Source organism: Rahnella rivi, assembly GCF_019049655.1.
Lineage (GTDB): Bacteria > Pseudomonadota > Gammaproteobacteria > Enterobacterales > Enterobacteriaceae > Rahnella > Rahnella rivi.
The window spans coordinates 1-21686 of the sequence record NZ_JAFMOX010000048.1 but is presented as its reverse complement, the minus strand read 5'-3'; the positions used below and the strand labels follow the sequence as shown (position 1 = coordinate 21686).

The window sequence follows — 21686 nt, the reverse complement described above, 5'->3', positions numbered from 1 at the left end:
TTTTCTTTGTCTGTCAGTTTCCGCCTTTGGCTTTCGCCAGTTGCTCACGGATTTTTTCCAGATGGCTCTGCCCTTTCACCATGCGTTCCTGCGCGCTCACCACTTTACGTTCACTTTCCCACGCCAGATCGTCCTGCGGTAATTCCATCAGGAAACGGCTCGGTTCCGGGCGGATCAGCTCACCATATTGGCGACGCTCACGGCAAAGGGTAAACGTCAGCTCTTTCTGCGCACGGGTAATTCCCACATAAGCCAGACGCCGCTCTTCATCCACGTTATCTTCATCAATGCTGCTCTGGTGTGGCAACAGCCCCTCTTCCATACCGACCAGATAGACATACGGGAACTCAAGGCCTTTTGAGGCGTGCAGCGTCATCAGCTGGACCTGATCCAACTCTTCGTCGTTTTCACCGCGCTCCATCATGTCACGCAGCGTAAAGCGCGTGACCACCTGCGTGAGCGTCATCGGCTCATCCAGATCGGTGCCTTCGAGCATTTCGGTCATCCAGCTGAACAGCTGATTGACGTTTTTCATGCGCATCTCGGCGGCTTTCGGGCTCGGCGACGTTTCGAACAGCCAGCTTTCGTAATCAACGCCGTGGATCAAATCCCGCACGGCGGCGACCGGTTCACGTTCTGCCAGCTCGGAAATATTGCCCATCCAGTGGGTGAAACGTTGCAAAGATTCCAGCCCGCGACCGGTCAGGGACTGGCTCAGCCCCATATCAAAACTGGCTTTGAACAACCCTTTGTTACGCTGATTCGCCCACTCACCCAGTTTCTGTAAGGTGGCGGCACCGATTTCGCGACGCGGCGTATTCACGATACGCAGGAAAGCGCTGTCGTCGTCCGGGTTGGTCAGCACGCGCAGATACGCCAGCAGGTCTTTAATCTCCGGGCGTGAGAAGAAAGAGGTGCCGCCGGAAATCCGGTACGGAATGCGGTTCTGCATCAGCATTTTTTCAAACAGACGCGACTGGTGATTACCGCGGTACAAAATCGCGTAATCGCCGTAAGCGGTTTTATTGATGAAGTGATGAGCGATCAGCTCGCCCACGACGCGTTCCGCTTCATGGTCTTCATTATTTGCCGTCACAACTTTCAGTGATTCGCCGTAAGCCAGCTCAGAGAACAAACGCTTCTCGAACACATGCGGGTTATTGGCGATCAGGATGTTGGCGGCTTTCAGGATGCGTTGCGTGGAACGGTAGTTCTGCTCCAGCTTGATCACCTGCAACTGCGGGAAATCTTCTTTCAGCAGCACCAGGTTTTGCGGTCGTGCACCGCGCCAGGAGTAAATCGACTGGTCATCGTCCCCTACCACCGTAAAGCGCGCGCGGTTACCCACCAACAGTTTCACCATCATGTACTGGCTGGTGTTGGTGTCCTGATATTCATCGACCAGCAGATAACGCAGCTTGTTCTGCCAGCGCTCGCGCACTTCTTCATTCTTCTGCAACAGCAGCGTCGGCAGCAGGATCAGATCATCGAAATCGAGAATATTACAGGCGCGCATGTGGTCGTGATAAAGGCTGTAGCAATGCGCGAAAATCTGATCGCGTTCCGAACGCGCCAGTCCGGCGGCATGAGAAGGATCCACCAGATCATTTTTCCAGTTTGAGATCGTGGAAACCAGCTGCTGCAATAACGTTTTGTCGTTCTCCAGCCACTTCTCGCTCAGCTCTTTGAGCAGCGCCAGCTGGTCCTGATCGTCAAACAGAGAAAAGTTAGATTTCATGCCCAGCGCAGCAAATTCGCGTTTGATGATTTCCAGCCCCAACGTATGGAAGGTGGCAATCAGCAGCCCCCGCGCTTCTTTGCGCCCGAGGGTTTGTCCGACACGCTCTTTCATTTCGCGCGCGGCTTTGTTGGTAAAGGTCACGGCCGCAATGTGACGTGCCTGATAGCCACATTCACGGATCAGGTGTGCGATTTTATTGGTAATCACCCTGGTTTTGCCGGAGCCGGCACCCGCCAGAACCAGGCAGGGTCCGGTGACAGATTCGACGGCGTGTTGTTGGCTGGGGTTTAATCGCATGGCGTATTTTTGCTCACCTGATAGACAAGGACGGCGATTGTAGCAGAAACGTCGGCTGAGATTGACAGGCTTTACCGTGCAATTTGTTATCCCGGAACGCAGGCCGGATTCCCCATGCGCCGTTGCAGATGTTACATTACGCGTCTGGAAACACTCTCGCAAAAAGGTCTACATCATGGCAAAAACTGCTGCAGCAATGCATATCCTGGTAAAGGAAGAAGCACAGGCACTGGAACTTCTGGAACAACTGAAGAACGGTGGCGATTTTGAGAAGCTGGCTAAAAAGCACTCTACCTGCCCGTCAGGTAAGAAAGGCGGCCATTTAGGTGAATTCAAGCAAGGCGCAATGGTGCCGGCTTTCGATAAAGTGGTTTTCTCTGCACCGCTGATCGAGCCACAAGGCCCGCTGCACACTCAGTTCGGTTACCACATCATTAAGATTTTGTACCGCAACTAAGTTCTGCCTCTGTCAGAACCAAAAGAAAGGGCACCGCATTTTCATGCAGTGCCCTTTTTATTTCTATTTCATACCTGAGGGTTAACGAATTAACTCGCTACCGCAATGCGTTTCATATCTGTCATATAACCGCGCAGAGTGCGGCCAATTGACTCGATCGGGTGATTGCGAATCGCTTCGTTAACATCACGCAGCTGTGCGTTATCAACCTGCGTTTCAGCCACTGATTTGCCCAAATCGCCCGCCTGCAGCGTGGTCATGAACTCTTTCAGCAACGGTACGGCGGCGTTAGCGAACAGGTAGTTACCGTATTCAGCGGTATCAGAGATAACCACGTTCATTTCGTACAGACGCTTACGTGCAACGGTGTTGGCGATCAGCGGCAGCTCGTGCAGTGATTCGTAGTAAGCAGATTCTTCGATGATGCCGGAAGCCACCATGGTTTCGAAGGCCAGCTCAACGCCCGCTTTCACCATCGCAATCATCACAACGCCGTGATCGAAGTATTCCTGCTCGGAGATTTTACCGTCGAACTGAGGTGCGTTTTCGAACGCGGTGGCGCCCGTTTCTTCACGCCAGGTCAGCAGGTTTTTGTCGTCGTTCGCCCAGTCAGCCATCATGCCGCTGGAGAATTCGCCGGAGATGATGTCGTCCATGTGTTTCTGGAACAGTGGCGCCATGATCTCTTTCAGTTGTTCGGACAGCGCATAAGCACGCAGTTTCGCCGGGTTGGACAGACGATCCATCATCAGCGTGATGCCGCCTTGTTTCAGCGCTTCGGTGATGGTTTCCCAGCCGAACTGCAGCAGTTTTTCTGCGTAAGCTTCATCAACGCCGTCAGCAACCAGTTTGTCGAAGCACAGCAGAGAACCGGCCTGCAACATACCGCACAGGATAGTCTGCTCGCCCATCAGGTCAGATTTCACTTCGGCAACGAAGGAAGACTGCAGAACGCCCGCACGGTGGCCACCGGTGGCTGCTGCCCAGGCTTTAGCAATCGCCATGCCTTCGCCTTTCGGATCGTTTTCCGGGTGAACTGCGATCAGCGTCGGTACACCGAAACCGCGTTTGTATTCTTCACGTACTTCGGTACCCGGACATTTTGGCGCAACCATCACCACGGTGATGTCTTTACGGATTTGCTCGCCCACTTCAACGATGTTGAAACCGTGGGAATAGCCCAGGGTTGCGCCATCTTTCATCAGAGGCTGGACGGCTTTTACTACCGCGCTATGCTGTTTGTCTGGCGTCAGGTTAACCACCAGATCGGCCTGCGGGATCAGTTCTTCGTAGGTGCCGACTTTAAAGCCGTTTTCAGTCGCTTTACGCCATGAAGCGCGCTTCTCGGCAATCGCTTCTGCACGCAGGGTATATGACACATCCAGGCCAGAATCACGCATGTTCAGACCCTGGTTCAAACCTTGTGCGCCACAGCCCACGATCACCACTTTTTTACCTTTGAGGTAGCTGGCTTCGTCAGCGAATTCATCGCGACCCATGAAGCGGCATTTGCCCAGTTGTGCCAGCTGCTGACGCAGGTTCAGTGTGTTGAAATAGTTAGCCATGTCTTGCTCCGTTCTTTCGAGGTAAGTGCTGTTATTTTTTGTTTCACCGGTGAGCCGGTGAACGCCGTGAATTCACTATATGTCATGCGACATATTGCTTAAATTGATATATTACGAAGATGACGTTGCAGATTATGCAATACTCATGAACAGCCATCTTTAATGCGAGAAAACCGGGTAATCGTTATGGACTTACGTGATCTGAAACTGTTTTTACATCTGGCGGAAAGCCGCCATTTTGGCCGTTCATCGAAGGCGATGCATGTCAGCCCGTCCACGCTTTCGCGCCAGATCCAGCGGCTGGAAGAGGAGCTCGGCCAGCCATTGTTTCAGCGTGATAACCGCACCGTGCAGCTGACCAGCGCGGGCGAACAGCTCAGAAACTTTGCCCAGCAGACGCTGCTGCATTACCAGCAACTGCGCAGCGGGCTGGATCAGCATGGCCCGACGCTGAGCGGCGAACTGCGTCTGTTTTGCTCGGTGACCGCCGCCTACAGCCACCTGCCGCCGATTCTGGACCGCTTCCGCGCACAGCATCCGCTGGTCGAAATCAAACTGACCACCGGCGATGCCGCCGATGCGGTCGAAAAAGTGCAGTCTACCGACGCGGACTTAGGTATCGCCGGACATCCTGAAAGTCTGCCGGGCAGCGTCGATTTCGCAAAGATTGGCGAAATCTCAATGATCCTGATTTCGCCTTCCCTGCCCTGCGCGGTACGCACCCAGGTCAGCGAACCTCATCCCGACTGGTCGCGGATCCCGTTTATTCTTCCCGAGCATGGCCCGGCGCGAAAACGTATCGACATCTGGTTCAAACGCAACCGTCTGACTAATCCGCTGATTTACGCCACGGTGTCCGGCCATGAAGCGATTGTCTCGATGGTCGCGCTTGGCTGCGGCATTGCGCTGATCCCGTCGGTCGTGGTCGACAACAGCCCGGAATCCATCCGCAACCGCATTACCATTCTGGATAACGTTGCGGCCGGCGCACCGCTGGAGCTGGGCGTCTGCGTGCAGAAAAAACGCCTCAACGAACCGCTGATTGACGCGTTCTGGCAGTTACTCTGAGCCTTTCAGGCAATAAAAAACGGGACGCTTTTCAGGCGTCCCGTTTTCGTTATCAGCCCGCTAAGAAGAAGCGGAATGCCGGATTATCACTTTCGTTGTGACAGTCATAACCCAACGCCTTCAGGTTCTGTTCGAACTCCGGCTCTTCCTCGTTCAGCTCAAACGCTGCCAGCACGCGACCAAAATCGGTGCCGTGGCTGCGATAATGGAATAGCGAAATATTCCAGTGCGTACCCAGCGTGTGCAGGAATTTCAGCAAAGCGCCGGGGGATTCCGGGAACTCAAAGCTGTAAAGCCGCTCACGCAGAGGCTTGGTGGGACGCCCGCCCACCATGTAACGCACATGCAGTTTCGCCATTTCATCATCAGAAAGATCGACCACCTGATAACCGTCGTGATTCAGTTCGTCGATGATTTCCAGACGTTCCGCATGTCCGCGCGTCAGACGCACGCCGACAAAAATGCAGGCGTTGTCGGCATCGGCATAACGGTAATTGAACTCCGTTACCGAACGGCCACCCAACAGCTGACAGAATTTCAGGAAGCTGCCTTTGCGCTCAGGAATGGTCACCGCCAGCAGCGCTTCGCGTTGCTCGCCCAGCTCGCAGCGTTCTGACACATAACGCAGACCGTGGAAATTCACGTTCGCGCCGGAAAGCACATGCGCCAGACGCTCGCCCTGAATGTTGTGCTGCTGAACATATTTCTTCAGTCCCGCCAGCGCCAGCGCGCCGGAAGGTTCAGCAATCGCACGCACATCTTCGAACAAATCTTTCACGGCCGCGCAGATGGAATCACTGTCAACGGTGATCACATCATCCAGATATTCACGACACAGGCGGAAGGTTTCCGTCCCGATGCGCTTCACGGCCACGCCTTCGGCGAACAACCCGACACGCGCCAGATCAACCGGTTCACCGGCATCGAGCGCCGCGCGCAGACAAGCCGAATCTTCCGCTTCAACGCCGATCACCTGAATCTGCGGCATCAGCTGTTTGATCAGTACTGCGACACCCGCCGCAAGCCCACCGCCGCCGACGGGCACGAAGACGCGGTCCAGATGCGCATCCTGTTGCAGCAGTTCCATCGCCAGCGTGCCCTGTCCGGCGATCACTGCCGGATGGTCAAACGGCGGCACAAAGGTCATGCCCTGTTCCTGCGACAGCGTTATCGCTTTGGCTTTCGCCTCATCGAAATTCGCGCCATGCAGCAGCACTTCGCCGCCGAAATTACGCACGGCATCGACCTTGATGTCAGCGGTCGCCACCGGCATCACGATCAGCGATTTAATGCCTTTTTTGGTCGCCGAAAGCGCAACGCCCTGTGCGTGGTTACCGGCAGAAGCCGTAATCACGCCGCGCGCGGCCTGCTCTTCGGTCAGGCTGGCGATCATGGAATACGCACCGCGCAGTTTAAAACTGTGAACAGCCTGGCGGTCCTCCCTCTTCACCAGAATGGTGTTACCCAGCCGGGAAGAGATCTTTTCCATGACCTGCAAAGGCGTCACCTGTGCGACTTCATAAACCGGCGCACGCAGCACGGCGCGCAGATATTCGGCACCACCCGGTTGATCGGGCAGAGGTTGAGATACCGCCATGGCCTTTAGCCTCCCAGCTTAGACTTGTCGCGAACGGCGCCTTTATCGGCACTGGTCGCCAGCAATGCGTAAGCACGCAGCGCCAGAGACACCACGCGTTCGCGGTTCTTCGGCGTCCAGGCTTTTTCGCCGCGCGCCAGTTCGGCCTCGTGACGGGCAGCCAGTTCAGCCGCAGGAACGTCCAGTACCATTTTGCGGTTCGGAATATCGATATCAATGATGTCGCCATCTTCCACCAGCGCAATCATGCCGCCGCTGCCCGCTTCCGGAGAAACGTGGCCGATGGACAGGCCGGAAGTGCCGCCGGAGAAACGACCGTCGGTGATCAGCGCACACTCTTTGCCCAGACCCATGGATTTCAGGTAGGTGGTCGGATACAGCATTTCCTGCATGCCCGGACCGCCTTTTGGCCCTTCGTAGCGGATAACCACGACGTCGCCGGACACGACTTTGCCACCGAGGATTGCGGAAACCGCATCATCCTGGCTTTCGTACACTTTGGCCGGGCCACGGAAAGTCAGGTTGGATTTATCCACGCCTGCGGTTTTCACGATACTGCCCGCTTCGGCGATGTTGCCGTAAAGCACGGCCAGACCGCCGTCTTTGCTGAACGCATGTCCCAGCGAGCGGATACACCCTTCCGCGCGGTCATCATCCAGCGTGTCCCAGCGGCAATCCTGAGAGAATGCCTGCGTGGTACGGATACCTGCCGGGCCTGCGCGGAACATTTTTTTCACCGCTTCGTCTTTGGTCAGCATGATGTCGTACTGTTCAAGCGTCTGCGTCAGATTCAGGCCCAGGATGTTTTTCACGTCGCGGTTCAGCAGGTTCGCACGATCCAGCTCGCCCAGAATTGCCAGCACGCCACCGGCGCGGTGAACGTCTTCCATATGGTATTTCGGCGTGCTCGGTGCCACTTTACACAGGTGTGGTACAACGCGTGACAGACGGTCGATGTCGATCATATCGAACTCGATGCCGCCTTCCTGCGCCGCAGCCAGCAGGTGAAGAACGGTGTTAGTGGAACCGCCCATGGCGATATCCAGCGTCATGGCATTTTCGAATGCCGCTTTGCTGGCGATGTTGCGTGGCAACGCGGATTCATCATCTTTTTCGTAATAACGTTTGGTCAGCTCAACGATACGACGACCGGCATTCAGGAACAGATCCCGGCGGTCGGCGTGGGTCGCCAGCAATGAACCGTTACCCGGCTGAGACAGGCCCAGCGCTTCGGTCAGACAGTTCATGGAGTTGGCGGTGAACATACCGGAACAGGAACCACAGGTCGGACAGGCAGAACGCTCGATCTGTTCGCTGTCAGCATCACTGACGTTCGGATTTGCGCCCTGAATCATCGCATCGACCAGGTCGAGTTTGATGATTTTGTCGGACAGCTTGGTTTTACCGGCTTCCATCGGACCGCCGGAAACGAAGATCACCGGAATGTTCAGGCGCAGTGACGCCATCAGCATTCCCGGGGTGATTTTGTCGCAGTTGGAAATACACACCATGGCATCGGCGCAGTGCGCGTTCACCATGTATTCCACGGAATCCGCGATCAGTTCGCGCGAAGGCAATGAATACAGCATGCCGCCATGACCCATGGCGATCCCGTCATCCACGGCGATGGTGTTAAATTCTTTCGCTACGCCGCCGGACGCTTCGATTTGCTCGGCAACCAGTTTACCCAGATCGCGCAAGTGAACGTGGCCCGGTACGAACTGGGTAAAGGAGTTGACGACGGCAATAATGGGCTTACCGAAATCGTCATCGGTCATGCCGGTGGCACGCCATAATGCGCGGGCGCCAGCCATGTTGCGGCCATGAGTCGTGGTGTGGGAACGGTACTTAGGCATGCTCTGTTCACTCCAAATCATTTCTGTTTAGCAGGCAGCGAAATCGCTACCTGCGCAATTCTTATTCTTGTGACTACTGTGGATTGATAGGATCCAGCCAACCCCATTTGTCTTCGGTTTTGCCGGTGAACAGGCCGAAGAACGCATCCTGAATTTGTTTGGTCACCGGACCACGTTTGCCGATGCCAACCTGAATGCCGTCCACGCTGCGTACTGGCGTGATTTCTGCGGCGGTGCCGGACATGAAGACTTCATCTGCCAGATACAGGGATTCACGGGACAATACCTGCTCACGCACTTCCAGACCCATATCTTTCGCCAGTTTAATAATAGCGTCACGGGTGATACCCGGCAGCGCGGAAGAGGTAAACGGAGGCGTGAACAGAATGCCTTCTTTCACTTCAAACAGGTTTTCGCCTGCACCTTCAGAGACATAACCGTGAACATCCAGCGCGATACCTTCCTGATAACCGTGGCGACGCGCTTCGCTGCCGACCAGCAATGAGGACAGGTAGTTACCACCGGCTTTCGCGGCAGTGGGAATGGTGTTGGCGGCAACGCGGTTCCAGGAAGACACCATCGCGTCGATGCCCTGTTCCAGCGCTTCTTCACCCAGATAGGCGCCCCACGGGAAGGCGGCAATGATCACGTCAGTTTTGTAGCCATCCGGTGGATTCACGCCCATGCCGACATCGCCCACAAACACCAGCGGACGGATATAGGCGCTGACCAGATTGTTTTTGCGCAGGGTTTCGCGGCAGGCTTCCATCAGCTCATCAACACTCTGAGAAACCGGCATGCGGTAGATTTTGGCGGAATCGCGCAGACGCTGCATATGTTCACGGTGGCGGAAGACGACCGGACCTTTATGGGAGTCGTAGCAACGTACGCCTTCAAAAACAGACGTGCCGTAATGCAACGCGTGTGACATCACGTGAACCTTCGCGTCTGCCCACGGAACCATCTCACCATTGAACCAAATGTAATCAGCTTTCTTCGTCATTCTTATCGTCCCTATTACTCACGCATTCGCGCGTATTTGTTGTGATGTGTGTTGCTGGATCTCGACACAGGCGACATCCATAAGTTTGCGTAACTGTGAAGACAGTAAATCTACCGGCCGCTGGCTGGCAACGGTCAATTCGATATTTATGTTTTCCGCATTGACCATCGGGGTCATGTTCATCGCGCATACCTGAAAACCACGGTGGCGAACAACGCGTAGTACGCGTTCCAACATTTCAGGGCGGAAACGGGCCTGGATTGAGACGTTATGCTGCATCATGACATTTTCTCCAACATGGTTTCGTTGCCTGCGCCCGGTGGCACCAGAGGCCAGACATTTTCATTTTCGTCGATGGAAACCTGAAGCAAATACGGACCTTCGCTGTTGAAGAAGGCGTCCAGAGCGGCATCGACTTGGTCTTTACGGTGAATGCGTTGGCCGGGGATGTTAAATGCGCTGGCCAGCGTCACAAAATCGGGGTTATCGGAGAGGTTGGTTTCACTGAAGCGTCCGTCGAAGAACAATTCCTGCCACTGTCGAACCATCCCTAACCGCTGGTTATCCAGCAGCAGGATTTTGACGGGCAACTGTTTTCGCTTGATGGTGCCCAGCTCCTGAACATTCATCATGAAGGAACCGTCACCGGAAACGCAGATCACCATGTCATCCGGGCGGGCAACCTGTGCGCCGACGGCTGCCGGAACGCCAAAGCCCATCGTGCCCAGACCGCTGGAGGTGATGAAGTTTTCCGGGCGGGTGAACTGCATATGTTGCGCGGTCCACATCTGATGCTGGCCGACGTCAGTCGTCACCACGGTATTCGCCGATTTACGATCGGAGATTTGTTTCAGCAGCAGCGGCGCATAAATCGCTTCGCCCGGATGGTCGTAGCGCCATTCGCCCTGCGCTTTCAGCGTCATCACTTCATCACGCCATGCATTGATCTTCAGTGGCTGTTGCAGCGCCGGTAACAGCGCATTCAGATCACCCTGCAACGCCACGTGCGCCTGACGCAGTTTGTTCAGCTCAGCCGGATCGATATCCATATGGATAACCGCTGCGTGCGGCGCAAAGGTGTTCAGTTTTCCGGTCACACGGTCATCGAAGCGAGCCCCAACGGCGATCAGTAAGTCAGAAGACTGCACCGCCAGATTCGCCGCTTTGGTGCCGTGCATTCCCAACATGCCCAGATAGCAGGGGTCAGTGGCCTCCGGCGCGCCCAGGCCTTTCAGCGTAGCCACCGCAGGAATGCCGGTGGCCGAGATAAAATCGCGTAATGCAGGAACCGCCTGCGCCATACCGACACCGCCGCCGATGTACAGCATCGGTTTTTGCGCGGCGGCAATCATGGCGCGGGCCTGTTCCAGTTCAGCGACCGGGTGCGGGAAAGATTCTTCCACCGCCAGCAGATGGGGTGGCAGTTCGCCGGTCGCCAGCTGGATGTCTTTCGGGATATCGATCAGCACCGGGCCCGGACGGCCGGAGCTGGCGATGGCAAACGCTTCGGCCATGATTTCCGGCAATGCGTCCAGCGATTCCACCAGGAAACTGTGTTTGGTGCAGGCCAGGGACAAACCTAAAACGTCGATCTCCTGGAAAGCGTCGGTGCCGATAAAGGCGGAGCCGACCTGACCGGTGATGGCCACCAGCGGAACGGAATCTAACAGCGCATCGGCCAGACCGGTGATCAGGTTGGTCGCACCAGGCCCGGAAGTGGCAATACACACGCCGACTTTTCCGGTTGAACGGGCATAGCCGATGGCGGCCATTGCGGCACCTTGCTCGTGCCGGCACAACAGGTGTTCCACGCCGCCGTCATACAGTGCATCGTATACCGGCATGATTGCCCCGCCGGGATAACCAAACACCATATCTACCCCCTGCGCACGCAACGCTTGTACTACCCACTGTGCTCCGTTCATCCTTATTCTCCTGCCTTTTTGCGACAAGTGCAGAACATTATGCTGTTGCTCATTTTCCGACCCCGCTTCACTGTTCTCTGAAATTCCTGACCCAAAAAAAAACCCCGGACCTTTCGGTGCGGGGTTTCTTTTCAGGTTCAGGCTTGTTTAATAAGCCTTTCTTCGTCCAAGTGCAGCCCCGCACGGTGGGATAATAATCACCACCACGCTAATCACGACTAGGCTAACTACGAGGAGAAGGGCTTTCATTTTTCGGTTTCTATAATTCATATTGCGAACGATTGCCTACAGAGTTATCACAGTAATGCATTTAATGACAACATTTTTCTTGCGTTATTAATTGCGGCCCGTCGCAGCATCAGCGAAAAATTCAGTGAAAAATCAAACCTTAGCGGGTTGATCGGTCGCCTGATTATTTATTGCTCCTGTTATCGCTTTTCCGCGCGTATCCCGGCCAAATGCCACCAGCACAGAAATCACGATCGCCACCGTCCCGGCCACAATGGCCATCGCCAGCCCGTAGTTATGTCCGTGACTTTCAGCAATGCTTGCCTGCAACGTGGCATTGACCGACGCCAGCAGATTCCCAAGCTGATAAACAAAACCGGGCAGCACGGCGCGGGTATTGGCTGGCACCAGCTCGGTGAGATAAGACGGAATAACGCCCCACGCGCCCTGCACCATAAACTGCATCAGGAAAGCCCCCAGCCCGATGGTCCAGGTTCCACTGGAGAAAGCCCACAGAGGGATCACCGGTAATGAGAGTAAGGCCGCGATAATAATGGCTTTTTTCCGCCCGATTTTCTCTGACAGCGTGCCAAAGAAGATACCGCCGATGATCGAGGCTATGGTGTAACTGATGGCGATCAGGCTGACCGTATGTGCATCAAAACCATGCTGAACTTTCAGGAATGAGGGGTAAAGATCCTGCGTTCCGTGGCTGAAGAAATTGAACGCCGCCATCAGCACCACCAGATAGACGCAGAGTTTCCAGTGCGATTTCAGCACCGGCAGCAACGCTGTACTTTCTTTTCGCTCACGGGCGGCCAGCCAGACCGGGGATTCCTGCACTTTGAACCAGATGAACGGCAGCAGGAAAACGGGCACCGCACCGATCACAAACATTCCGCGCCAGCCAACCAGTTCTGAGAACAGCCCGTACACCACCGCCGCCAGCAGATAACCAAACGGATAACCGGCCTGGAAAATCCCCGACATCATGCCGCGTGAACGGTCGGGGATGGTTTCCATCGCCAGTGATGACGCCACGCCCCAGACACCGCCCATCGCGATCCCGTAAATCACACGCAGGATCAGGAAAATGGTCAGCGACGGTGCTGCTGCCGTACACAGTTCAAAAATGGAAAAGCAGGCAATGTTCACCATCAGCACCGGCTTACGCCCGTATTTTTCCGCTGCCCGCCCAAACACCAGCGCGCCAATTGGCCGCACTGCCAGCGTCAGTAAAATAGCCAGCGTGACCTCTTTGATATCCACCTGAAATGCGGTCGCTATATCACTGAGAAGAAAGACTAAAATAAAGAAATCGAAGGCGTCGAGAGTCCAGCTCAAAAAACTGGCGATGGCAACGTTTCGCTGCCGTGAAGTCCAACCAAACATGGGTGTATCCCTATTCCGGAAAGATGCAGGCAATGCGCTCAACGAGCCGATACGGAAAATCCTCGGTGAGGCAGAGAGATGTTAATTAATAATTGGTATTTGTTTGTTTATTGTTAAATACATTCAAATTAAACACCGCTGATGCACAAACCAGCAACTTAATTAGCCCGCTAATTTGTTTCCAGACACCACAAGCTGTTAGAGGATGTTGCGACTTATGCGAGACGCCGCACAGCCCTCTGATTTCATTTGCTAAATTCATGAGATTTTTTGCGTAACGTTGCGCAGGGCTGAGATCTTATTTCCGCAACCGTCGGGCATTACGGCATGCTGTTGTCAGGAATTTTCACCGCAAAGGAAAAAGCATGTCATTAGCCGTGGTATTTACGCGCGCATCGCTGGGCGTTCAGGCACCCGGCGTCTCTGTCGAAGTGCATATCAGCAACGGCTTACCCGCGCTGACGCTGGTCGGATTGCCTGAAACCACCGTTAAAGAAGCCAGGGACCGTGTGCGCAGCGCAATCATTAACTGCGGATTCACTTTTCCGGCAAAGCGCATCACCGTGAACCTCGCGCCCGCAGATTTACCCAAGGAAGGCGGCCGCTACGATCTGTCGATAGCCCTGGCGATTCTGGTGGCCTCTGAGCAATTGCAGGGAGATAAGCTGAATGAATATGAATTCTTAGGTGAACTCGGGCTTTCAGGCGCATTGCGCAGCGTTAACGGCGCGATCCCGGCCGCACTTGAGGCGCAAAAAGAGGGGCGCATCCTGATCCTCCCGCAAAACAATCAGGCGGAAATGACGCTGCTGGATCCCGGCGTCGCGCGCATCGCCGGACATTTGCTACAGGTTTGCGCCTTTCTTCAGGGCGAAAACAACCTGCCGACCATCGAATACCCGGCGCAGTCTTCCGCTCAGGCGAATCCGCCCGACATTGCGGAAATCATCGGTCAGGAGCAGTCCAAGCGAGCGCTGGAAGTCGCCGCTGCAGGCGGCCATAACTTACTGCTGATTGGCCCGCCTGGCACAGGCAAAACCATGCTCGCCAGCCGGTTACCCGGATTGCTGCCGCCCCTGAGCAATGAAGAAAAACTGGAAACCGCGGCCATCGCCAGCCTGGTGTATAACCCGGAGGAAGATGGCGAGTTTTCCCGCGTTCGCCCGTTTCGCGCGCCGCATCACAGCACGTCGATGAGTGCGCTGGTTGGCGGCGGTTCATTGCCCAGACCGGGAGAAATTTCTCTGGCCCACAACGGCGTTCTGTTTCTTGATGAGCTGCCTGAATTTCAGCGTCAGGTTTTGGATGCTCTGCGCCAGCCAATGGAGTCCGGCGAAATCACCATTTCCCGCGCCCGGGCGAAAGTACGCTATCCGGCAAGAGCACAACTGATTGCCGCGATGAATCCCAGCCCGACCGGACATTATCAGGGCGTCCATAACCGCACGCCGCCACAGCAGGTCTTACGCTATCTGAGCCGGCTATCAGGGCCTTTCCTGGACCGTTTCGATTTATCGATTGAAGTACCGCTTTTACCGCCGGGTATTTTGAGCCAGCAAAATCATGCGCCTGTCGTGAGGGAAAGTAGCGCAGAAGTGCGGGAGCGGGTGTTGATCGCCAGGGACATTCAGTTAAACCGGGCGGGGAAAATTAACGCCCATCTCAAAAGTAGTGAAGTTGAGTTGTATTGTGTTTTAACCAAAGCGGATGCGGAATTTCTGGAAGAGGTACTGCATAAACTGGGATTGTCGGTGAGAGCCTGGCATCGCATTCTTAAAGTCGCGAGAACGCTGGCCGATTTGGGGGGCTGTGAAGCCATTGAACGCAAACATATTGCGGAGGCGCTGAGCTATCGCAGCATGGATAGGCTATTGTTAACGCTGCATAAGAGTCTGGCATAAAAAAACGGGGCAGAGCCCCGTTTCATTAGTCGTCGCTTTCCGTGTAGTCTTCTACAGCGTCAGCCTGCGGCTTACCGCCAGACAACGTGTGGAATTTCTTCGGACGACGCGTGCGGACAATGTATTTGTTCCACACTTTTTCTGCATCCGTTACCGGTTCACGCGTACCGCGGCAAACCTCAAGGAACAGCTTTTCTTCGTCGGTTGCTGGCTCGCGTTTTCCCAAATCCAGTTCGTTAAAGGCAAAGCCGTAACGTTCTAGCATTTGCGCTTCTTTAATGGTGAAATCGCCATGCCGGGAGAACCCGCGAGGGTAATGTTTATTATCAAAAAAACGACTTGTCGTGGTGAAGCTTTCCGCCATCTGACACGCTCCTAATTCTCTCATGGTCGTGCTGTTATGGCGCGGAGTATTAGTTAGGCTTGACATTGTGTAAAACAAAACATTTAAATCTTAACGACAAAAATAATTGGAGATGGTTTTGGACACGGAATTACTGAAAACCTTTTTGGAGGTCAGTAGAACTCGCCACTTTGGTCGGGCGGCGGAATCTCTCTATCTTACGCAATCCGCTGTCAGCTTTCGTATCCGGCAACTGGAAACTCAACTTGGTGCGAATTTATTCACCCGCCATCGAAATAATATCCGCTTAACGCCCGCAGGAGAGCGCCTGCTGCCTTACGCCGAAAATCTGATGTCTACCTGGCAACTGGCGAAAAAAGAGGTGATACGCTCGTTACAGCACACAGAATTGTCGATTGGTGCCACTGCATCGCTCTGGGAAGCGTATCTGACCCCCTGGATGCAGTCTCTCTATGTGCAACGTGACACGTTACGGCTGGAAGCGCGCATCGCGTTACGCCAGTCACTGGTGAAGCAATTGCATGAAAGACAACTGGATTTGCTGATCACTACCGAGCCGCCAAAGATGGATGAACTCTCAAGCCAGTTGCTGGGTAATTTCTCGTTACGACTTTTTTCATCGCAGAAAACGGTCAGAAGCGAGCATTCGCCTTACGTGAAGCTGGAATGGGGTGCAGATTTTCCACAGCAGGAAAAATTGCAGAACAGCGATCAGGAGCCGGTGCTGACAACAACCTCGGCACATCTGACGCGTCAGTTGCTTGAACAAACCGGTGGTTGTGCTTTCCTGCCTGCACACTGGGCAAAAGAATACCCACAACTTGCGGTGCATGAAGACGTTCCACCGGTGATCCGCCCGCTCTATGCGGTGTGGCTGCAAAACAGCGATCAGCAGGTTTTGATCCGTCAGTTACTCAAAACACCGCTGATCACTCATCTCTGAGCCTGCCGCGATCAGGTTGGCTCAGGGCGCGGGTGACGTGCTCTTCTGGCGGTCCAGAATGACCCCATGCCCTTCTGCAAGCCGATAAAGACAAACAGCAGGATGCCCATGACGATTTTGGTCCACCAGGAGCTGAGCGTGCCGTCGAAGGTGATGTAGGTTTGTATTAAACCCTGAATCAGCACGCCGAAAAGGCTTCCGAGCACGGTGCCTACACCGCCGCTGAGTAACGTACCGCCAATCACCACCGAGGCGATAGCATCCAGCTCTACGCCGCTGGCAGCCAGTGCGTAGCCCGCAGAGGTGTAGAGTGAGAACACAATGCCGGAAAGAACTGCCAGCGTACTCGACAGCATGTAGATATAAATCGTGGTACGTCTGACCGGAACGCCCATCAGCGCTGCCGAAACATTACTGCCACCGACCGCATAAACGTTGTTACCAAAGCGGGTACGGTGCGCCAGAATAATCCCCACGAAAACCACCATGAGCATGACCAGCGCCAACAGAGTAAAGCGGCCTCCTCCCGGCATTTTCCACGCGAAATTGGCGAGAAAATCATAAACAGGATGATTGATGGGCAGCGACTCTTCCGACACGATAAAACTCATCCCGCGCACAAAAAACATACCGGCAAGGGTGATGATAAACGCCGGGAGCTTTAAGGTGTCGATAATCCAGCCCATCAGCGCGCCAAACATCGCCCCCATCAGCAGGACAATCACAAACGCATAACCCGGCGCGACACCGTATTCACCAATCAGTTTTGCCAGCAACACGCCGGTAAAGGCAATGACAGAGCCCACGGAAAGGTCGATACCACCAGAGAGAATGACGAACGTCATACCGACGGCGACAATCCCAAGAAACGCGTTGTCGGTCAGTAAATCAAAGAAGACCCGCGTGGAGGCGAATCCGGGAAATTGCGTGAAGCAATAACCATATCCGGCAAGGAACACCACGATAGTAATCAGCAGGGGCAAATTTCTTTTCAGCATTATCCCTTCCTCCGGAACAGATTACTGAGCGATACCCGTGGCGACTGCACCACCAGGACGGCCAGTACCACCAGCGCTTTCAGCACCAGATTAAATTCAGGCTTAAAACCTGAGAGCAGGATGCCAGTATTCATACCCTGAATGATGAGCGCCCCAATGACCGAGAGAAGCAGATTGAAGCGCCCCCCGAGCAACGACCCACCGCCAATGACCACGGCCAAAATTGCGTCCAGCTCCAGCCACAACCCCGCATTATTGGCATCCGCACCGCGAATATCGGCGGTCACAATCACGCCGGCAACCGCCGCGCAGATCCCGCAAATCACATAAGTGGAAATCAGCACCAGACGCGCATTCACACCCGCGTTATAAGCCGAACGGATGTTTATCCCAACCGACTCAATAAACAAGCCAAGCGCCGTTTTCCTCGTCAGCGCCCACACCAGGAACAGCATCACGACCACAATGATGACCGGCATCGGCAGGTAAAACAGAGAGCCGCTGCCGAACTGCGATAAGCCATTATGTTCGAAGGTAACGATTTGCCCTTCAGTGATAAGCTGTGCAATACCGCGCCCGGCCACCATCAGCATCAATGTTGCGACAATCGGCTGAATCTGCAGAACGGCAACCAGAAAACCATTCCACAGGCCACACACGGCGCCGACCCCCACAGAAGCCAGCAGCACCATCATCAGCGGATAACCCTGAACCGTCATGGTGGCTGCCGTCGCACCGGCGATAGCCATGACGGCACCGACGGAGAGATCGATACCCCCGGTCGCAATCACCAGCGTCATTCCAAGTGCAAGCAGCGCCACCGGTGCACCACGATTGAAGATATCAACCAGACTGCCGAACAGGCGGCCATCCTGAATGTGGATGGAGAAAAAGCCCGGTGCCACCAGGCTGTCGATCAATAATATTGCGATGAACGCCCCGATTTGAGTGGCGCCCTTAGGAAATACCCATCGAACTTTGCGCGGTGTTCCTGTCATCGGCAGACTCCTGTTACTCATCGCTATCTCCTCACTGAGCCGCAATGGCTTTCATAATGGCTGGCACGGAGATCTCAGCCTGCTCAATTTCGGCGACATGACGACGATCGCGCAGTACCACGATCCGATCGGCATAACCCGCCAGCTCTTCCAGTTCAGAAGAAATCACCAGCAACGCCAGCCCCTCATCGCACAGTTTTTCAATCAGACGAATGATTTCAGCATGCGCACCCACATCAATACCGCGGGTGGGTTCATCAAGGATAAGAAAGCGGGGATTGGTCGCCAGCCAGCGGGACAGCAACACTTTTTGTTGATTCCCGCCGGAGAGATACTGGATTTCCTGCTCGGTTCCGGGAGTACGAATACCAAGAAGTTTGATGAATTTTTCAGAGATCTGATGCTGTTCTTTCAACGGTAAAGGACGTAACCAACCGCGCTGAGCCTGTAAAGCAAGAATGATGTTTTCCCTCACCGTGGCCGCGCCAATAATACCGTCAGTTTTGCGATCCTCCGGGCAATAACCAAACCCCAGCTTTGCGGCTTTGCGCGGCGTACTGATGGTTTCTGCACGCCCATTGACCTGCGCTTTACCGCTGTCATGACCTTTTATGCCAAAAATCAGCTGAGCGGTTTCTGTCCGTCCGGATCCAAGTAATCCTGCCAGACCGACAATTTCGCCACGACGAACGTGAAGATCAAAATTCTCAACCACACCACGGCGGCCGTAATCTTTAAAATCGACCAGCGGTTCGCCAGTGACATTTCTGTGTTCCGTACGTTTGAGCAGGCTTTCATCAAAGCTGTGGCCCAGCATCATCGGAACAAGATCGATACGCGGTAAATCCACGGTACGCTCGGAACCCACACGTTTGCCGTTTCGCAACACCGTGATGCGATCGCTGATGCGGTAAACCTGATCAAGAAAATGGGTCACAAAGATCATCCCCACGCCTTTGTCCCGAAGCTGGACAAGAATATCGAGCAGCATGCTGACTTCTTTTGCATCAAGGCTGGCGGTGGGTTCATCAAGGATTAAGACCTGCGCAGAAAGGTCAACGGCGCGGGCAATTGCCACAATTTGCTGAATCGCAATAGAGTAAGTTGAGAGTGGCTGACTGACATCCAGATGCAGCCCGTAGCCTTCCAGAAGCGCCCCGGCCTGCTGTTCCATCTTGCGCTGATTCACCAGACCAAAACGGGTAGGTTCGCGCCCGATGAAAAGATTAGCTGCAACGGAGATATTGGGCAGGAGATTCACTTCCTGATAAACCGTACCAATTCCCAATGATTGGGCATGCGCGGTATTAACAGGCTCGATGGATGTACCATTCAAAAATACCTGTCCGGCAGAGCGTTTATAGACGCCAGTTAGGGCTTTAATCATTGTAGATTTACCGGCACCGTTCTCGCCTAAAAGAGCAACTATTTCACCACGTTCAAGGGTAAAGTCGACATTTTCCAGCGCCTTAACGCCGGGGAATTCTACAGAGAGGCCGCGCACATCGAGCAGCATTGCTGAACCTGGATTATCCGTCACGTCACTACTCCTGCTGCATCCGCCATCGGCGGAAAGGGAATAATTTCTACCGGCCTGCCATCAGACAGACCGGTAAAATCGGCTTAATAACCCATGTCTTTTTTCATGTCGTATTCTTTCTGAGCCATATCCGGCAAGATCAAAGCGGACTGAGTCTGAATAAATTTCTTCGGTTGAGTACCGTCTTTTTTCATGGCGATTAATGCATCGAATGCAGGACCGGCCATGTTAGGTGTCAGCTCGACAGAAGCATTGGCTTCGCCATTCAGCATGGCTTTATAGATATCAGGAACGCCGTCGATCGAGACGATTTTGATCTGCGAACCCGGTTTCAGACCCGCTTCTTTGATGGCCTGAATTGCACCGATTGCCATGTCATCGTTATGTGCATAGACGGCACAAATGTTTTTACCGTTTTGTTCAGCTTTGATGAAGCTTTCCATGACCTCTTTACCCTTGCTACGGGTAAAGTCACCAGACTGTGAGCGGATGATTTTTACATTTGGTGCCGCTTTAAGCGCATCCGCAAACCCTTTTTTACGGTTTAACGCGACGCTCGCACCGACGGTTCCCTGAAGTTCGACCACGTTACAAGGCTTACCCGCGACATCTTTCACCAGCCAGTCACCGGCAACTTTACCTTCGTAAACGCTGTCAGACGCGACGGCGGCGGTGTACAGAGAAGGATCGCTGACTTCAATAGTTCGGTCCAACAGGAATACGGGGATCTTCGCCTCTTTAGCTTCTGTCAGAACAGGAGCCCAGCCGGTTGCGACTACCGGTGCAATAAAGATGGCATCTACGCCTTGCGCAATAAACGAACGTATTGCTTTAATTTGGTTCTCTTGTTTTTGCTGAGCATCCGCAATTTTCAGTGTGATCCCGCGTTTTTCCGCCTCTGACTTAGACACTTTAGTCTCTGCTGAACGCCAACCAGACTCTGAGCCGATCTGAGAAAAACCCACAACCAGCGGAGCTGCCTGTGCCGCACCGCAAAGTGCTGTTGCTACTGCTGCTGCCACAAATAAGCGTTTGTACATGTTTCTTTCCTCGCGTGTAGTCTGAGCTACTTTTTGTTATGACTCGTTGGGTACGGCCAGAACATGCACCTGATATACGCATTCCCCCGTCACGACAATTACGTCGTAAAAAGGGGGAAAAGAGTCATATCAGGTTCTGGTTGTCGTCATAAGACGATGATTAGGTTTAGTACACAGGGAAAAAGGGAGCATGAGCGGGGTCACATATGGGGATAACAATCATTTAGTGCATGTATTTAGCCAAAATATGACCAGAAATAACCGGAAATAGCGGCGGTATTGCGCTTAAAGTGTGCAAATGTCTGCAATGAAAGGTGTGTGCATTGAGGAGTAATGTGTTTGCGAGGAACAGTCAGGGAATTTTAGATAAAAAAAAGCCCCTCGCTTTCGCGAAGGGCTCTGATATGGCAGGGGCGGAGAGACTCGAACTCGCGACACCCGGTTTTGGAGACCGGTGCTCTACCAACTGAGCTACGCCCCTAAATTACGCTTAACATTATGCCTGCTAAAATTAGCAGGCATAATCAAATAAGTGGCGGAACGGACGGGGCTCGAACCCGCGACCCCCTGCGTGACAGGCAGGTATTCTAACCAACTGAACTACCGCTCCACCGGTTCTTTCACACCCATCAGAAATCGTCTGATGCGCGTTTGTTCCTGTTATTTTCCTTGTCAGGGGAAAAGGAACTAATTTGATGCCTGGCAGTTCCCTACTCTCGCATGGGGAGACCCCACACTACCATCGGCGCTACGGCGTTTCACTTCTGAGTTCG

The 21686-nt window shown here is 54.1% G+C and carries 18 protein-coding genes, 2 tRNA genes and 1 rRNA gene; 4 read left to right on the top strand and 17 right to left on the bottom strand.

Features of this window, described 5'->3' with window-relative positions; translation table 11 throughout:
* Window positions 1–13: 13 nt before the first annotated feature.
* Complete coding sequence (rep, locus tag J1779_RS04605; protein WP_183850347.1) at window positions 14–2038, bottom strand: DNA helicase Rep; 2025 nt, start codon at window positions 2036–2038, stop codon at window positions 14–16.
* Between the two features lie 175 nt (window positions 2039–2213).
* Here rep and ppiC point away from each other — a divergent pair, with 175 nt between their 5' ends.
* Window positions 2214–2495 carry a peptidylprolyl isomerase PpiC gene (ppiC, locus tag J1779_RS04600; protein WP_056772340.1) on the top strand — a complete coding sequence of 94 codons (282 nt, stop codon included), beginning with the start codon at window positions 2214–2216 and terminating at the stop codon, window positions 2493–2495.
* Window positions 2496–2584: 89 nt separating this feature from the next.
* Here ppiC and ilvC read toward each other — a convergent pair whose 3' ends face one another.
* Window positions 2585–4060 (bottom strand): ketol-acid reductoisomerase, encoded by a 1476-nt coding sequence (gene ilvC / locus J1779_RS04595; protein WP_056772344.1) that lies wholly within the window; start codon window positions 4058–4060, stop codon window positions 2585–2587.
* A 186-nt stretch (window positions 4061–4246) separates the two neighbouring features.
* Between ilvC and ilvY the strand changes: the two genes are divergently transcribed.
* Window positions 4247–5128: an HTH-type transcriptional activator IlvY gene (gene ilvY, locus J1779_RS04590; protein ID WP_136375578.1), complete on the top strand. Its 882-nt coding sequence runs from the start codon at window positions 4247–4249 to the stop codon at window positions 5126–5128.
* A gap of 52 nt (window positions 5129–5180) precedes the next feature.
* Here the strand turns inward: ilvY and ilvA are convergent, their stop codons facing one another.
* The 7 genes from ilvA to J1779_RS04555 all read right to left on the bottom strand — a co-directional run bounded on the left by ilvA (window position 5181) and on the right by J1779_RS04555 (window position 13129).
* Entirely contained in the window at window positions 5181–6725 is a 1545-nt protein-coding gene (gene ilvA / locus J1779_RS04585) for a threonine ammonia-lyase, biosynthetic (RefSeq protein WP_122096503.1), read from the bottom strand.
* 5 nt (window positions 6726–6730) lie between these two features.
* Window positions 6731–8581, bottom strand: coding sequence for a dihydroxy-acid dehydratase (gene ilvD, locus J1779_RS04580; protein WP_217202960.1), 1851 nt, complete (start codon window positions 8579–8581; stop codon window positions 6731–6733).
* A gap of 73 nt (window positions 8582–8654) precedes the next feature.
* The gene (locus tag J1779_RS04575) at window positions 8655–9584 is read right to left on the bottom strand and encodes a branched-chain amino acid transaminase (protein WP_056772355.1); all 930 of its coding nucleotides are present in this window, start codon (window positions 9582–9584) and stop codon (window positions 8655–8657) included.
* A gap of 18 nt (window positions 9585–9602) precedes the next feature.
* A complete protein-coding gene (gene ilvM / locus J1779_RS04570) occupies window positions 9603–9866 on the bottom strand; it encodes an acetolactate synthase 2 small subunit (protein ID WP_013577547.1) in 264 nt (87 codons plus the stop codon).
* On the bottom strand, window positions 9863–11509 hold the full coding sequence (gene ilvG / locus J1779_RS04565) for an acetolactate synthase 2 catalytic subunit (RefSeq protein ID WP_217202959.1): 1647 nt from the start codon (window positions 11507–11509) through the stop codon (window positions 9863–9865). Before ilvG ends, ilvM begins: the two co-directional genes overlap by 4 nt.
* A 147-nt stretch (window positions 11510–11656) precedes the next feature.
* Window positions 11657–11758, bottom strand: a complete 102-nt coding sequence (ilvL, locus tag J1779_RS04560; protein WP_015699153.1) for an ilv operon leader peptide — start codon at window positions 11756–11758, stop codon at window positions 11657–11659.
* A 132-nt stretch (window positions 11759–11890) separates the two neighbouring features.
* Window positions 11891–13129 carry an MFS transporter gene (locus J1779_RS04555; protein WP_056772359.1) on the bottom strand — a complete coding sequence of 413 codons (1239 nt, stop codon included), beginning with the start codon at window positions 13127–13129 and terminating at the stop codon, window positions 11891–11893.
* A 365-nt stretch (window positions 13130–13494) separates the two neighbouring features.
* Between J1779_RS04555 and J1779_RS04550 the strand changes: the two genes are divergently transcribed.
* On the top strand, window positions 13495–15030 hold the full coding sequence (locus tag J1779_RS04550; protein ID WP_217202958.1) for a YifB family Mg chelatase-like AAA ATPase: 1536 nt from the start codon (window positions 13495–13497) through the stop codon (window positions 15028–15030).
* A 25-nt stretch (window positions 15031–15055) separates the two neighbouring features.
* Here J1779_RS04550 and J1779_RS04545 read toward each other — a convergent pair whose 3' ends face one another.
* Window positions 15056–15394 carry a MaoP family protein gene (locus J1779_RS04545; RefSeq protein WP_056772365.1) on the bottom strand — a complete coding sequence of 113 codons (339 nt, stop codon included), beginning with the start codon at window positions 15392–15394 and terminating at the stop codon, window positions 15056–15058.
* Window positions 15395–15512: 118 nt separating this feature from the next.
* On the opposite strand from J1779_RS04545, the gene hdfR reads away from it, so the two are divergent.
* Window positions 15513–16337, top strand: coding sequence for an HTH-type transcriptional regulator HdfR (hdfR, locus tag J1779_RS04540; protein ID WP_056772412.1), 825 nt, complete (start codon window positions 15513–15515; stop codon window positions 16335–16337).
* An 11-nt stretch (window positions 16338–16348) separates the two neighbouring features.
* On the opposite strand, the gene yjfF is transcribed toward hdfR, so the two are convergent.
* The 7 genes from yjfF to rrf form a co-directional block, all read right to left on the bottom strand.
* Complete coding sequence (yjfF, locus tag J1779_RS04535) at window positions 16349–17335, bottom strand: galactofuranose ABC transporter, permease protein YjfF (RefSeq protein WP_056772370.1); 987 nt, start codon at window positions 17333–17335, stop codon at window positions 16349–16351.
* The gene (gene ytfT / locus J1779_RS04530; RefSeq protein ID WP_122096498.1) at window positions 17335–18354 is read right to left on the bottom strand and encodes a galactofuranose ABC transporter, ATP-binding protein YtfT; all 1020 of its coding nucleotides are present in this window, start codon (window positions 18352–18354) and stop codon (window positions 17335–17337) included. Before ytfT ends, yjfF begins: the two co-directional genes overlap by 1 nt.
* A gap of 10 nt (window positions 18355–18364) precedes the next feature.
* Window positions 18365–19849, bottom strand: coding sequence for a galactofuranose ABC transporter, ATP-binding protein YtfR (ytfR, locus tag J1779_RS04525; RefSeq protein ID WP_056772377.1), 1485 nt, complete (start codon window positions 19847–19849; stop codon window positions 18365–18367).
* Window positions 19850–19956: 107 nt separating this feature from the next.
* Window positions 19957–20913, bottom strand: coding sequence for a galactofuranose ABC transporter, galactofuranose-binding protein YtfQ (gene ytfQ / locus J1779_RS04520; protein ID WP_056772381.1), 957 nt, complete (start codon window positions 20911–20913; stop codon window positions 19957–19959).
* Window positions 20914–21318: 405 nt separating this feature from the next.
* Window positions 21319–21394 (bottom strand) — tRNA-Trp (locus J1779_RS04515).
* 52 nt (window positions 21395–21446) lie between these two features.
* A tRNA-Asp gene (locus J1779_RS04510) sits at window positions 21447–21523 on the bottom strand.
* A gap of 87 nt (window positions 21524–21610) precedes the next feature.
* A 5S ribosomal RNA gene (gene rrf, locus J1779_RS25820) occupies window positions 21611–21686 on the bottom strand; the annotation flags it as partial.